Source organism: Dyella soli, assembly GCF_054482295.1.
In genome coordinates this window covers 1,251,618-1,264,000 of the sequence record NZ_JBTFFU010000001.1, presented here as the reverse complement: position 1 = coordinate 1,264,000, position 12,383 = coordinate 1,251,618, and the positions used below count along the sequence as shown (strand labels likewise).

At 68.7% G+C, this 12,383-nt stretch carries 14 protein-coding genes; 11 read left to right on the top strand and 3 right to left on the bottom strand.

Annotated elements, in window-relative coordinates:
* Nucleotides 1-52: 52 nt before the first annotated feature.
* The 3 genes from ACXU4B_RS05825 to ACXU4B_RS05815 all read right to left on the bottom strand — a co-directional run bounded on the left by ACXU4B_RS05825 (nucleotide 53) and on the right by ACXU4B_RS05815 (nucleotide 1,760).
* The gene (locus ACXU4B_RS05825; protein WP_131408601.1) at nucleotides 53-493 is read right to left on the bottom strand and encodes a hypothetical protein; all 441 of its coding nucleotides are present in this window, start codon (nucleotides 491-493) and stop codon (nucleotides 53-55) included.
* Between the two features lie 269 nt (nucleotides 494-762).
* Nucleotides 763-1,296, bottom strand: a complete 534-nt coding sequence (locus ACXU4B_RS05820; protein WP_131408599.1) for a DUF2501 domain-containing protein — start codon at nucleotides 1,294-1,296, stop codon at nucleotides 763-765.
* Nucleotides 1,297-1,391: 95 nt separating this feature from the next.
* Nucleotides 1,392-1,760, bottom strand: a complete 369-nt coding sequence (locus tag ACXU4B_RS05815) for a hypothetical protein (RefSeq protein ID WP_458910846.1) — start codon at nucleotides 1,758-1,760, stop codon at nucleotides 1,392-1,394.
* A 253-nt stretch (nucleotides 1,761-2,013) separates the two neighbouring features.
* Here ACXU4B_RS05815 and ACXU4B_RS05810 point away from each other — a divergent pair, with 253 nt between their 5' ends.
* From ACXU4B_RS05810 to ACXU4B_RS05760, 11 genes are all read left to right on the top strand, one after another.
* The gene (locus tag ACXU4B_RS05810) at nucleotides 2,014-2,349 is read left to right on the top strand and encodes a YerC/YecD family TrpR-related protein (RefSeq protein WP_131408595.1); all 336 of its coding nucleotides are present in this window, start codon (nucleotides 2,014-2,016) and stop codon (nucleotides 2,347-2,349) included.
* A complete protein-coding gene (hisG, locus tag ACXU4B_RS05805; RefSeq protein ID WP_131408593.1) occupies nucleotides 2,346-3,239 on the top strand; it encodes an ATP phosphoribosyltransferase in 894 nt (297 codons plus the stop codon). Before ACXU4B_RS05810 ends, hisG begins: the two co-directional genes overlap by 4 nt.
* Before the next feature lie 28 nt (nucleotides 3,240-3,267).
* Nucleotides 3,268-4,575 (top strand): histidinol dehydrogenase, encoded by a 1,308-nt coding sequence (gene hisD, locus ACXU4B_RS05800; RefSeq protein WP_131408591.1) that lies wholly within the window; start codon nucleotides 3,268-3,270, stop codon nucleotides 4,573-4,575.
* On the top strand, nucleotides 4,572-5,678 hold the full coding sequence (gene hisC / locus ACXU4B_RS05795; protein WP_131408589.1) for a histidinol-phosphate transaminase: 1,107 nt from the start codon (nucleotides 4,572-4,574) through the stop codon (nucleotides 5,676-5,678). Before hisD ends, hisC begins: the two co-directional genes overlap by 4 nt.
* Nucleotides 5,675-6,739, top strand: coding sequence for a bifunctional histidinol-phosphatase/imidazoleglycerol-phosphate dehydratase HisB (gene hisB / locus ACXU4B_RS05790; protein ID WP_131408587.1), 1,065 nt, complete (start codon nucleotides 5,675-5,677; stop codon nucleotides 6,737-6,739). The genes hisC and hisB overlap by 4 nt, the downstream gene beginning before the upstream one ends.
* Complete coding sequence (gene hisH / locus ACXU4B_RS05785) at nucleotides 6,739-7,329, top strand: imidazole glycerol phosphate synthase subunit HisH (protein WP_131408585.1); 591 nt, start codon at nucleotides 6,739-6,741, stop codon at nucleotides 7,327-7,329. Before hisB ends, hisH begins: the two co-directional genes overlap by 1 nt.
* Nucleotides 7,326-8,054 carry a 1-(5-phosphoribosyl)-5-[(5-phosphoribosylamino)methylideneamino]imidazole-4-carboxamide isomerase gene (locus ACXU4B_RS05780; RefSeq protein WP_131408584.1) on the top strand — a complete coding sequence of 243 codons (729 nt, stop codon included), beginning with the start codon at nucleotides 7,326-7,328 and terminating at the stop codon, nucleotides 8,052-8,054. Before hisH ends, ACXU4B_RS05780 begins: the two co-directional genes overlap by 4 nt.
* Entirely contained in the window at nucleotides 8,048-8,818 is a 771-nt protein-coding gene (gene hisF / locus ACXU4B_RS05775) for an imidazole glycerol phosphate synthase subunit HisF (protein ID WP_131408582.1), read from the top strand. Before ACXU4B_RS05780 ends, hisF begins: the two co-directional genes overlap by 7 nt.
* A gap of 80 nt (nucleotides 8,819-8,898) precedes the next feature.
* Nucleotides 8,899-9,531 (top strand): bifunctional phosphoribosyl-AMP cyclohydrolase/phosphoribosyl-ATP diphosphatase HisIE, encoded by a 633-nt coding sequence (hisIE, locus tag ACXU4B_RS05770; RefSeq protein WP_131408580.1) that lies wholly within the window; start codon nucleotides 8,899-8,901, stop codon nucleotides 9,529-9,531.
* A 323-nt stretch (nucleotides 9,532-9,854) separates the two neighbouring features.
* A complete protein-coding gene (locus ACXU4B_RS05765) occupies nucleotides 9,855-11,264 on the top strand; it encodes an FAD/NAD(P)-binding protein (RefSeq protein ID WP_165583156.1) in 1,410 nt (469 codons plus the stop codon).
* 113 nt (nucleotides 11,265-11,377) lie between these two features.
* Nucleotides 11,378-12,379: a sulfate ABC transporter substrate-binding protein gene (locus tag ACXU4B_RS05760; RefSeq protein ID WP_131408577.1), complete on the top strand. Its 1,002-nt coding sequence runs from the start codon at nucleotides 11,378-11,380 to the stop codon at nucleotides 12,377-12,379.
* Nucleotides 12,380-12,383: the final 4 nt, after the last annotated feature.

Here is a 12,383-nt window from a genome sequence, read left to right as displayed (position 1 = left end):
GCCTCGCCACCATGATTCGCAGGCGGCCGCTGCACGGCGGCCGCGGCAGGCCTCAGTGGTCGGATGACTCTTGCCGCGCGGCGCGCTGCAGTGCGCACGCCTGTTCCGAGAACGTGGCGGCGGCCGAATCGAGCAACTGATGGTCGATGTGATGCAGCCCGTAGGCATGGGCGTTGTGCGCGATCTCGTCGAGGATCAGGCCCAGCGCGAGCGTATAGGCGCCCTGCAGATCGGTGTTGTTGCAGCGGGCTTCCCGCCGCGTACCGGCCGCTAGCGCCGAGGCGGCGACGGTCATCTGATGGGGCACCGGGCCACTGGCGCCTTCCAGCAGGGCGGGCTCCTGGGCCCACAGCCGCGCCACCATGTCGTGCGCCAGTGTCTTGGGATGGCCATCCAGCACGCCGTAGGCGACCTGGTCTTCCAGCAGCCGTTCGATCGTTGCCGCGGCCTGGGCCCTGCTCCATGTGCGGTTAAGCGTGCCGGCAGACTCCATGATCAGGCCCCCCTATGGCCGCGATCCGGGAGCGGGCGTGCTCCGTTTGGCCGCGACAGGCAGGCCGCATTATCGCAATAAGTTGCGTTACTGGCGCGTGATTTCGCAAGATTTCGATGGGACGGCATGACGGCGGCCAGGGTGGTCCTGCCTGGCCCGGCCAAGGCAGGTGGTGCGTGCAACGCGTTGGCGCCGGGTTGGCAGCGCGGCCCGGGCGCCCGGCCCGGGGCCGCCGACAGGCGTCATCGGCGGCTGCGGCCGGGCAGGGGTTACATGCCGATGAAGGACTTGCCCTGCTTCAGCACGGTATCGCAGACCTTCTTGGTGATCTGGGCCTTGATGTCGCTCGAGCCGCCGCCAACGCTGGCCAGGTCCATGGTGCTGCCGCTACCGGTTTGCAGGATGCCCTTGGCTCCGCTGAGGTAGCCGGCGTCCTTGGTCGGGTCGCCGGTGGTGGCGCTGGCTGCAGGCTTCTTGGCTTGGCTGCTGCCGGTCAGCTGTCCCAGCATGTCGCTGGCGCCAGACGAGGTGTGGTTGCCACCGGTGGTGGCGCCGGACGAGCCGCCCATCTTGCCGAGCAGCTGGTCCTTGATGCCCGCGGCACCGGAGCTGCCGCCGAGCACGTTGTTCTGCACGCAATACTGCAGCAGGCCCGCGACGTTGCCCATGCTGCCGGATGTCATCGAGCCGCCGGGAATCATGCCGCCGAGCTGGCTCAGGTCCTGCGCGCCGCCGGTGCCGCAGGCCAGGCTGAGCGCGATCGCTGCCATCGAGGCAGCCGTGCCGCCGATACGCTTTTTCATGCGATGTCCCTCCGTTGAATCAACGCATTCAACACCCGGGCCTGTTACGACCATGTCTGCGTTGCGCGGTGGCCCGATGGCCGGTGCCGGGGCGGTCAGGAATGGGCGTGCGTGGTCAGCACGCAGTCCCTCACGCGCTCGAAATACCAACTGTCGTCTTCCTGGAAATTCGAGTAGTACTTGGCCACGACGGTGGCACCGACGGGCTTCACATCCACCAGCGCAACGACGGGGCCACCCTCGGTTTGCTGGAGCTGGATCGTGGTGCCCGTGTATTGCTGGTTCATCGTCACCTTGACCGGCTTCGTCGCCCATGCGTCGGACACGCAGGATGCGACCTCCTCCGCGCTGCCATCGCCCTGATAGACGGCGGTGGGCGTGGAGTCGCGCAGCGAAAGGGCGCTGGAGCATCCGGCCAGAGCTGTCGCGGCGATGGCGCAGGCCAGGTATCGGTTCTTCATCATGGCTTCCAGGTAGGTGGGTTGGCGAGGGCGGGGCGGATCGTCCGTCCCGAGGGAGTGCGAGTCAGCGCAACGCGGGATTGTACTAGTGGCGGCCGTGCGTCCGGGGTGGCGCGCGGAATCCTTGGGAACGCCTGCCTTTCCGGCGGGTTGACCGCCTGGCAGGGCCGCGCGCCACCGCGGCCCCGGCGCCGGGTTGCTGCGCCGCAAAACGTCGCGTATGATGCGCTCCACTGTATTAACGCATTAGTACATTATGAAGCGCCGATCGATCGATCCCGAGACCCCCGCCGAGTCCGCCGAGCTCAGCCTGTGCGAGGCCCTGCTGTCGCTGAAGAACGCCGACGAGATGTCGGCCTTCCTGCATGACCTGTGCACGCCGGCGGAACTGGAAGTGATGGTCGATCGCTGGCGCGTCGTGCCGTACCTGCTCGACGGCGTGGCCTATCGCGAGATCCACGAGCGCACGGCGGTGAGCATTACCACCATCGGGCGCGTGGCGCGTTACCTCAACCAGGGCAGCGGCGGTTACCTGGCCGCCGGTGCCCGCGCCGCCCGTCGGCGTGCAGCCGGCAGGAAGGCAAAGGCATGAAACCGCGCGACCGCTTGCGTATCGCAATGCAGAAATCCGGCCGGCTCACCGAGCCCGCACTGGAGCTGCTCAACCGCTGCGGACTGACGTTTCGCCAGAGTCGCGACAAGCTGTTCTGCTTTGGCGAGGGCGAGCCGGTGGATCTGCTGCTGGTGCGCGACGACGACATTCCCGGCCTGATCTCGCAGGGCGTATGCGACCTGGGCATCGTCGGTCGCAACGTGCTCAGCGAATACCAGCTGACCACCGGCCGCGACGGGCCGGCGCTGGCCGACTGGCGCGCGCTGGGCTTCGGCCGCTGCCGGCTTTCCATTGCCGTGCCGCAGGAGTTCGAGTACGCCGAGGCCGCGCAACTGCAAGGGCTGCGCATCGCCACTTCGTACCCGGGCCTGCTGGGCGAATGGCTGCGTTCGCATGGCGTCGAGGCCGGCGTGGTGACGCTGGCCGGTTCGGTGGAGATCGCACCGCGGCTGGGCACGGCCGACGCGATCTGCGACCTGGTGCAGAGCGGTGGCACGCTGGTGGCCAACCAGTTGCGCGAGGCCGAGGTGCTGCTGGAGAGCGAGGCCGTGCTGGCTGGCCCGCAGGTCCTGCCCACGGACGAGCGTGGCGACATGATCGAGCTGCTGCTCAAGCGGCTCGACGGCGTGATCCAGGTGCGCGAATCCCGGCTGCTATTGCTGCAGACCTCGCGTGGCTCGCTCGATGCGGTGATCCGCCTGCTGCCTGGCGGCCCGCAGCCGACGCTGCTGCCGGTGGCTGGGCAACCCGACCAGTTGATGCTGCAGGCGTTGTGTGCCGGTGAAGTGAGCTGGCGGCAGCTGGAAGAAATCAAGAAGGCCGGTGCACGCGAAATGTTCGTGCTGCCGGTCGAGAAGATGCTTGCGTGATGCAGGCGCAAGCGAAGGGTAGAACAGCATGAACCGCCTGGATTGGAATGCACTGGACCCGGCTGGGCAGCGCGATGCGCTGGCCCGGCCGGCGCAGTCGCGCGAAGTCAAACTGCGCCGTGGCGTGGAGCAGATCATCGCCCGCGTGCGCGCCGAAGGTGACCTCGCGCTGCGCGAACTCAGTGCGCGCTACGACCGCGCCACGCTCGACGGCATCGCCGTGACGGACGAGGAGTTCCGCGCGGCGGAGGCGCGGCTGGCGCCTGAGCTGAAGGCCGCCATCGAGGAAGCCGCCGCGCGCATCGAGGCGTTCCATCGCGCCGCGGCCCCGCAGCCGGTGGCACTGGAAACGGCCCCGGGCGTTTGCGTCGAGCGCGTGCTGCGCCCGATCGGCCGGGTCGGTCTGTACGTGCCGGCAGGCAGCGCGCCGTTGCCGTCGACGGCACTGATGCTGGGCGTGCCGGCGCGCATCGCCGGATGTCCCGAGGTGGTGCTGTGCTCGCCCGCGCGTGCCGATGGCTGCTGCGACGAGGCCGTGCTCTATGCGGCGCGCATCACCGGCGTGCACAAGGTGTTCAAGCTCGGTGGCGCGCAAGCCATCGCGGCGATGGCCTACGGCACCGAGACGGTGCCCCGGTGCGACAAGCTGTTTGGGCCCGGCAACGCCTGGGTCACCGAAGCGAAGCTGCAGGTATCGACCGACCCCGACGGTGCCGCCATCGACATGCCGGCGGGGCCATCCGAAGTGCTGGTCATCGCGGATGCGCAGGCCAATCCCGTGTTCGTCGCGGCCGACCTGCTGTCGCAGGCCGAGCACGGGCCCGATTCGCAGGTGTTGTTGCTCAGCCCCTCGCGCCCGTTGCTCGACGCCGTCGAAGCGGAGGTGGAGCGCCAGTGTGCCGCCTTGCCGCGTGCGGCGATTGCCGAGCAGGCACTGTCGCAGAGCCGGCTGCTCGCCGTGGCCTCGCTCGCGCAGGCCATCGAGGTGAGCAATCGCTACGCGCCGGAACATCTGATCCTGCAGACGGAAGATCCGCGCCAATGGCTGGCGAGCGTCGAGAGTGCAGGCTCGGTGTTCCTTGGCGCGTGGACGCCCGAATCGGTCGGCGACTACTGCAGCGGCAGCAACCATGTGCTGCCGACCTATGGTTATGCACGCAGCTTCAGTGGCGTATCGGTGGCCAGCTACCAGAAGCAGATCACCGTGCAGGAGCTGTCGCCCGCCGGCCTGCGCGCCATCGGTCCGTGCACCGCGACCCTGGCCGCCGCCGAACAGCTGGAGGCGCATCGCCGCGCGGTGACCTTGCGCCTGGCTGCGCTGGAGGCAGCGCCATGAGCGTGCTTGACCTGGCCAGGGCCGAGATCCGTGCCATGCAGCCGTACTCGTCCGCGCGCATGGAAGCGGCGGGCGGCAAGATCATGCTCAACGCCAACGAGTCGGCCTGGGCGCCACCGGGTGACCATGGGCTGGGCTGCAACCGCTATCCCGATCCGCAGCCGGCGGAGCTGGTCGCGGCGCTGGCCGCGCTCTACGGCGTGAGCAGTGCGCAGTTGCTGGTCGGGCGTGGCAGTGACGAGGCGATCGACCTGCTGGTACGCGCGTTCTGCCGTGCCGGCGAGGACGCCATCGCCATCCAGCCGCCGACCTTCGGCATGTACGCGGTGGCGGCGCGCATCCAGCATGCCGCCATCGTGGAGACGCCGCTGGCCGCTGACTTCTCGCTTGACGTGAACGCCGTGCTCGCGGCGCTGACGCCGGCCGTGAAGCTGGTGTTCGTGTGCACGCCAAACAATCCCACCGGGCAGCTGGTGCCGCCATCGGAGGTGGAGCGCCTGGCCACCACGCTGGCGGGTCGCGCCTTGCTGGTGGTGGACGAGGCTTATGTCGAATTTGCCGGTGTGGCCAGCGTGTCTAGCCTGATCGACCGTCACGAGAATCTCGCCGTGCTGCGCACCTTGTCCAAGGCCTGGGCACTGGCGGGCGCCCGCATCGGCGCCGTGCTCGCCAACGCGGAGGTCATCGGCCTGCTACGGCGCATCATCGCCCCTTATCCGCTGCCGCGTCCCTGCGTGGAACTGGCGCTGCAGGCGCTGTCCGCCGAGGGGCAACAGGTGGCGCGCGCACACGTGGCCATCGTGCGCTCGGAGCGCGAGCGCGTGGCGCAGGCGCTGGCCGGCCTGCGCGGTGTGCGCGAGGTGGTGCCATCGCAGGCCAATTTCCTCGCCGTCCGTTTCGATGATGCCGGCCAGGCCTACCAGCGGCTGCTCGAGGCCGGCATCGTGGTACGCGACGTGCGCCGCTATGCACGACTCGGAGACGCGCTGCGCATCACCATCGGCACGCCGGAAGAAAACCAGCGCATGCTCGTTGTGCTGGGGAGCCTGGCCGCGGACGGCCGGGACGTGGCCGGGGCATCGGCGCCAGGTACATGCACATGAGCCGCAAGATTCTCTTCATCGACCGCGACGGTTGCCTGATCGAGGAGCCGGAAGACTTCCAGATCGACAGCTACGAGAAGTTCGCCCTGCTGCCGGGTGTCATCGCCGCGCTGCAGCGCTTCGTGGCGGCGGGTTACGAGCTGGTGATGGTGACCAACCAGGATGGCCTGGGCACCGACAGTTTCCCCGAGGCCGACTTCATCGGTCCGCATGCCTTGCTGATGCGCATCCTGCAGTCGCAGGGCATCGGCTTTCGGGACGTGCTGATCGATCGCAGTTTCCAGCATGAGGGCAAGGACACGCGCAAGCCGGGCGTCGGCATGCTGCGCCATTACCTGGCCGACGACGGCTGGAGCCGCGCCTCGTCGGCGATGGTGGGCGACCGCGAGACCGACCTGCAGTTCGCCGCCAACATGGGCGTGCGCGGCCTGCTCGTCGGCCGGCATGGGCTGGGCTGGGACGAGATCGCGCACCAGCTGCTCGATGCGCCGCGCATGGCCACGGTGGAGCGCAACACGCGCGAAACCCGGATCACGGTGAGCGTGAACCTGGACAAGGCGGCCGAGCCGCAGGTGCACACCGACCTGGCTTTCTTCGACCACATGCTGGAGCAGGTCGGCAAGCACGGCGGCTTCGCGCTCGCGCTGCGTTGCGAAGGCGACACCCACATCGACGAGCACCACACGATCGAGGACTGCGCGCTGGCGCTGGGGCAGGCCCTGCGGCAGGCGCTGGGCGACAAGCGCGGCATTGGCCGCTACGGGTTCACGTTGCCGATGGACGAGGCCCATGCCAGCGCGGCGCTGGACCTGTCCGGCCGTCCCTACTTCGTGTTCGATGGCCTGTTTCCGCGCGAGCGCGTGGGCGACGTTCCGACCGAGCTGGTGCCGCACTTCTTCCGCTCGCTGTGCGAGACGCTGGGTGCGAACCTGCACCTGAGCGTGCAGGGTGACAATGCGCACCACATGGTGGAGGCCTGCTTCAAGGTAGTGGCGCGCACCTTGCGCCAGGCCGTGCGGCGCGAAGGCAGCGACCTGCCCAGCACCAAGGGAGCGCTCTGATGAGCGTGGTCCTGGTCGATGCGGGCGGCACCAACATCGGTTCGGTGCGCTACGCGTTACAGCGGCTGGGCGTGGACGCAGCACTCACCGCGGATGCGGCCGCGATCCGCGCGGCGGACAAGGTCATCCTGCCCGGTGTCGGCGCCGCTGGTCCCGGCATGGCGCGCCTGCGCGAGCTGGGACTGGTCGAGCTGATGCGGTCGCTCACCCAGCCCGTGCTGGGCGTCTGCCTCGGCATGCAGTTGCTGTGCGAGCGCTCCGAGGAGGGCGACGTGGCCTGCCTCGGCGTCATACCCGGCACCGTGCGCCGGCTGGCCGAACAGCCGGGCCTGCGTGTGCCGCACATGGGCTGGAACCGCTTGCGCCCCTGCCGCGAGCACGCGCTGCTCGCCGGCTTGGACGGCCAGGGCTGGGCCTATTTCGTGCATAGCTACGCCGTGCCGACGAGTGAGCATGCGCTGGCCACCACCGACTATGGCGGCGAGTTTGCCAGCGTGATTGCGCGCGGCAACTTCCACGGCATGCAATTCCATCCCGAGCGCTCGGCCACGGTCGGGGCCCGGCTGCTGCAGAACTTCCTCGAGCTATGAACTTCACCGTCATTCCCGCCATTGATCTTCGCCACGGCCAGGTCGTGCGCCTGCGGCAGGGCGATTACACGCAACAGACCACCTATGCGTTCGAACCGCGCGAGCTCGCGCGCCGCTATGCCGACGCCGGCGCGCAGTGGCTCCACGTGGTGGACCTCGACGGGGCACGCGACGGCGGCCTCGACAACCTTGCGGTGATCGAGTCGATGGCCCGCGACGGCATGCAGGTGCAGGCCGGCGGTGGCGTGCGCGCCGAGGCGGACGTGCAACGCCTGTTTTCGGCGGGTGTGTCGCGCGTGGTGCTGGGCAGCCTGGCGATTCGCGAACCGGAGCGGGTTGCCGGGTGGCTCGCGACGCATGGGGCAGGGCGATTCACGCTGGCGCTGGACACGCTGCAGCGCGACGGCCTGTGGACCCTGCCCAGTGCCGGCTGGACGGCCTCGGAGTCGCGCACGCTGGACGAGCTGGCGCCGTGGTACGCGGAGCAGGGCGCGCAGCATCTGTTGTGCACGGACATCCAGCGCGACGGCATGCTGGCCGGTTTCAACCTCGCGTTGTACGCCTACCTGGCTGCCTGCGTGCCGTCGCTGGCGGTGCAGGCTTCCGGTGGCGTGCGCTCGCTCGACGACATCCGCGCGGCGCGCGAAGCCGGCGCGCGCGGCGTGATTCTCGGGCGGGCCTTGCTGGAAGGGCGCTTCAGCCTGGCGCAGGCGCTGGCATGCTGAGCCGGCGCATCATTCCGTGCCTGGACGTCCGCGACGGCAAGGTGGTCAAGGGCGTCCGCTTCCGCGACCACGTGGTCATGGGCGAGATCGTGGAGCTTGCCCTGCGCTATCGCGACGAGGGCGCGGACGAACTGGTGTTCTACGACATCACGGCGAGCCCTGAAGGGCGCAGCGTCGACCGTGGCTGGGTGGAGCGGGTGGCGCGGGTGATCGACATTCCCTTTTGCGTGGCCGGTGGCATCCGTAGCGTGGAGGAGGCACGCGCCGTACTGCATGCAGGCGCCGACAAGATCTCGGTGAACTCGCCGGCGCTGGAACGCCCGCAGCTGATCGACGAACTAGCGGCCGCTTTTGGCGTGCAATGCGTGGTGGCAGGCGTGGACAGCCTGCGGGATGCCGACGGTGAATGGCGCGTGCGCCAGTACACCGGCGATCCTGCGAAAACGCAGGCGCTGGCCCGGCGCACGCTCGACTGGGTGGCCGAGGTACAGCGGCGTGGCGCGGGCGAGATCGTGCTCAACTGCATGGGTAGCGACGGCGTGCGGCAGGGTTATGACCTCGAGCAGCTCGCTGCCGTCCGGGCCCTGTGCCACGTCCCGCTCATCGCCTCCGGCGGCGCCGGCGAGCCCGAACATTTCCGCGACGCCTTTGCGCAGGCCGACGTCGACGGCGCCTTGGCGGCCAGCGTGTTCCACTCCGGCGCGATAGCGATTCCCGTGCTCAAGCAATGGCTGCACGAGCAGGGCATCGAGGTCAGGCGCTGACCACCGATCAACAGCAGCGGGACACGGGCAGTCGTAAACCTCGCGACGTTGCCTCCGCTCCCCTTCATCAGGAAACACAGATGGCATCCACCAGGCTTGATTCGGCGCAACTGGACTGGGCGAAAGGCGATGGCCTGCTCCCGGTCATCGTGCAGCACTGGCTGAGCGGCGAGGTGCTGATGCTCGGTTACATGAATGTCGAGGCGCTCGAGCGGACGCAGTCGACGGGGCAGGTGACCTTCTTCAGTCGCAGCAAGCAACGCCTGTGGACGAAGGGCGAGACATCGGGCCATGTGCTGGTGCTGCGGTCCCTGCGCGTCGATTGCGATGCCGATACCTTGCTCGTGCTGGCCCAGCCGCATGGACCCACCTGCCACAAGGGCACCAGCAGCTGCTTTGGCGATGACGTGGAGCCGCCGCTGGGCTTCCTCGCCGAACTCGACGCGCTGGTGGCGCAGCGGTACGTCGAGCGCCCGGCGGGCAGTTACACCACCGGGCTGTTCGAAGGCGGCATTCGCCGCATGGCGCAGAAGGTGGGTGAAGAAGGTGTGGAGACCGCGCTGGCTGCCGTGGCGCAGGACGATGCGGCCCTGCTGGGCGAAGCCGCCGACCTGATCTATCACCTTACGGTGGCGTTGCGTGCGCGTGGCCTCGGGCTCAAGGATGTGGCAGCCCTGCTGGCCGCAAGGCATGCGGGGCGGACAGGCGCCTGATCGCGCCCGCGAGGTCGCGTCATAACCTTCCGGCCATGACGTGTCGCTGCATCACGACGAACGACTAGCGCGGCCTTAACAGGCACTGTGATTGATTCTCTCCAGGGCGCGCCGACATGCCGGGGGTCGTTTCATGCCAGTCACAACCGTCAGCTTCACGTCGTTGCGCGCGCATCCGGATCGCGCAGGCGAGGGGGTGCGTTTCGTTGGCGGCGGCGCCGCCGTCGCAGGTTGCGCTTCCGCCTGATCAACCCTGTCATCAACGCTGCGCGAACTGCCGCTGGCAGGTCGCCCGTTCCGCGTCTGCGAGTGAAGGAGCTTCCATGGCTGATATTGCAGTGATCGGTGGCGGTGCCGCGGGCGCGGCGGCGTTCGGCGAATTGCTCGCGCGTTTCCGCCACGGCACCGTGCACTGGGTCGTTGGCCAGCAGGCGCCCGGGCGTGGCGTGGCCTATGCCACGCGCGACGACAGGCACCTGCTGAACGTGCGCGCGGCGAGCATGGGCGTGTTCCAGGAACAGGGCGATGCGTTCATCCAGCACGCCACCCGCCAGCTTGGGCAGGTGAAGGGCAGCGACTTCCTGCCCCGTCGCCTGTTTGGCGATTTCATCCAGGCCCAGGTCGGCGCCCGCATCGATGAGGCGCGCAGGGCCGGGCGTGGTTTCCGGATCCACCCGGAAGCGGCGCTTGAGATCGTGCGTCGCGACGCGGGCGGCTATGCCGTGCGCATCGGCGATGGACGCTGGCTCGAGGTGTCCGACGTGATCCTGGCCATCGGCGCGCTGGCGCAGCGTCCGCTGCGCGCGGTGTCCTCCACCGCGCTGGCCAGTGGCGCCTATGAACTCGACCCGTGGCAACTGGAGCGCCACCAGCAGGTGCCGCGTCGCGTCGTGGTGATCGGCACCGGGCTGACCGCCGTCGATACCCTGCTGTCGGCATCGCTGCGCTGGCCCCATGCGGAGCTGGTCGCTGTTTCCCGGCACGGCATGTGGCCATGCACGCATTCCGCGCTGCCGCTGGCGTCCCATCCGCAGCAGGAGGCACTCAACCGCGCGCTGATGGCGTGCCACGGTGTGCTGCCGATGCTGCGCCTGGTGCGTGCGGCCGTGGATACTGCGCCTGATTCGGACTGGCGCAGCATCATCGACGGCATGCGCCCGATCAACGCGGGGCTGTGGCAAAGGCTGAGCCATGCCGGGCGCCGCCAGTTCCTGCGCCACCTGCGCTGGCTGTGGGAGGTGTCGCGTCACCGCATGGCGCCGGCGTCAGGCCAGGCGATCCAGCAGCTGCAGGAGGAAGGCCGCCTGCAGGTGCATGCGGCACGCGTGCTTGCCGTCGACGGCGCGGCGCCGTTGCAGGTGACCCTGCGCGAGCGGGCGACCCAGCTGGTCAGCACGCTGCAGGCGGACCTGGTGGTGCAGGCCACGGGGCTGGACACGGCCGTGGCGTACGGAGCACATGACCTGCTGTCGCAATGCCTGCGCGCTGGCCTGGCGGTGGCCGATCCGCTGCAGCTGGGTGTGCTTGCCCAGCCCGATGGCCAGCTGCTGGATGCGTGCGGTGCGCCGCTGCCAGGGCTCTATGCGATCGGTTCGCTGTTGCGCGGCAATCTGTGGGAGTGCACGGCTATGCCGGAGATCCGGGCGGCTGCGCACCAGCTGGCGCTGCGTCTGGGCGGCCGGGACGAAGCGGCGACGTCGCGCGGCCATGCAGGCGACGGTCCCGGCGGCTGAGCGCCGGCGCTTGATGCGGCGCAAGGGCCCGGCATGAGCTCATGCCATATTGCGATTTCCCGGGCCTGGACCCGGTCGATAGTCTGGCGGTTCGTTCATTCGCGGGAGGCGTCATGAAGAAGCTCGTTGTCGTGCTGTTCGTTGCCGCCAGCCTGTGGCTGACCGGGGCGGTAGCGGCCAGGGACGTCACCCTGCTCAACGTGTCCTACGACCCGACGCGCGAGCTGTATCGGCAGATGAACAGCGCTTTTGTCGCGCAATGGAAGGCACAGCATGGCGACAGCGTCACCATCCAGATGTCGCATGGCGGATCGGGCAAGCAGGCCCGCTCGGTGGTGGATGGCCTGCCGGCGGACGTGGTGACGCTGGCGCTGGCCTACGACATCGACGCGATCGCCGAGCATGGTCTGCTGGCGAAAAACTGGCAGCAGCGTCTGCCGGACAACGCCTCGCCCTACACCTCCACCATCGTGTTCCTGGTGCGCAAGGGTAATCCGAAGGGCATCAGGGACTGGGCCGACCTGGTCCGTCCGGGCGTGCAGGTGATCACGCCCAATCCCAAGTCCTCCGGCGGCGCGCGCTGGAATTTCCTCGCGGCCTGGGGCTATGCACTCAGGCAGCCGGGCGGCAACGAGGCGACGGCCAGGGCCTTCGTCAGCCAGCTGTACAAGCACGTGCCCGTGCTCGACACCGGCGCGCGCGGCGCCACCAACACGTTTGTCCAGCGCGGTATGGGCGACGTGCTGATCGCATGGGAAGACGAGGCGCTGCTGGCTCGGCAGCAGCTGGGCAATGAGGCATTCCAGATCGTGGTGCCGTCCATCACCATCCTGGCCGAACCACCGGTGGCCGTGGTCGACGCGAACGCCGACAAGCACGGCACGCGTGCCCTTGCGGAAGCCTATGTGCAGTTTCTCTACTCGCCGCAAGGACAGGAGATCGCCGCGAAGAACTTCTATCGCCCGCGTTCGGCGGATATCGCGCAGCGCTACGCAGCCCAGTTTCCGCCGACCAGGACCTTCACCATCCATGAGGTTTTCGGCGACTGGCGCCAGGCGCAAGCGAAGTTCTTCAGCGACGGCGCGATCTTCGACCAGCTGGGCAGCGGAAACTGACTCG